At 61.8% G+C, this 838-nt stretch carries 1 protein-coding gene; it reads right to left on the reverse strand.

Annotated elements, in window-relative coordinates:
• A partial coding sequence (locus HU738_RS25755; RefSeq protein WP_367616189.1) for an RHS repeat domain-containing protein occupies positions 1–838 on the reverse strand: 838 nt, incomplete at both ends.

The raw sequence follows: 838 nt of genomic DNA on the forward strand, positions 1-838 counted from the left end.
GTCCCGCCACTGCCTGATCCGGTTGTCCCTGACCTTGTCAAATTGGCGCGCATTGAAGTCCAGCCGGTTCGCCGCCGGGTCGTAGCGGAATTCTTCGCTGCCCACCAGCGAGCCGGTATCCCGGCTGCGCAACTGGCCGTTGGCTTCGTACTCGTACTTGATCTCGCCCCGCAGCTTGTCGAGGGTGCGCACCAGTTCTCCGGCCGGGTCGTACTGATAACGGCGGTGAATCGGATTGTAGGCATGCTCCACCAGCAAAGAGGTGTTGATGCCGGTGTTGTGCACCTGCGAGAGCTTGTCCGCGGGCAAGGTCGAGGCAAACTGCCAGGCCTTGCGTCCCATCGCATCGTAGCCAAAGCAGCTGGTGAGCTTGCCCTGGGTCCTGTAGACCTCCCGATGCAGGTCATCGCGCTCCATGTCGCTGATCACCTGCCCGTCCAGGTTCAACTGGTGCAGGTGCCCGCTGCCGTAGTACAGGTGATTGACCTTGCGGCCATCCGGCAGCGTCAGCGTAGTCAGGTTGCTGAGCGGATCGTACTCGTAGGCCAGGGTGCCGTCGGGCGTGATTTCTTTTGTCAGCCGCCCCAGCACATCGTAGGCGTATTCGAGCTTCTCCTCGGTCACGCCAAGCTGCTTGCCGATACCACTCGGGTGCCGCTCGATGCTCAGCAACCGGTCACCGTCGTCATAGGTGAACCGCTGCTCAGCATCGCGATTGAGCTTGGCGATCAAGCGGCCAATGGTGTCGCGCTCAAACAGCGTATGCCGCTCCGGGCGCTCGGCGTTTTCGCCGTAGCCAATCTCATCCAGCCGGACGAGATGGCCACCAACGTTGTAG

Source organism: Pseudomonas vlassakiae, from assembly GCF_014269035.2.
Taxonomy (GTDB): Bacteria; Pseudomonadota; Gammaproteobacteria; order Pseudomonadales; family Pseudomonadaceae; genus Aquipseudomonas; species Aquipseudomonas vlassakiae.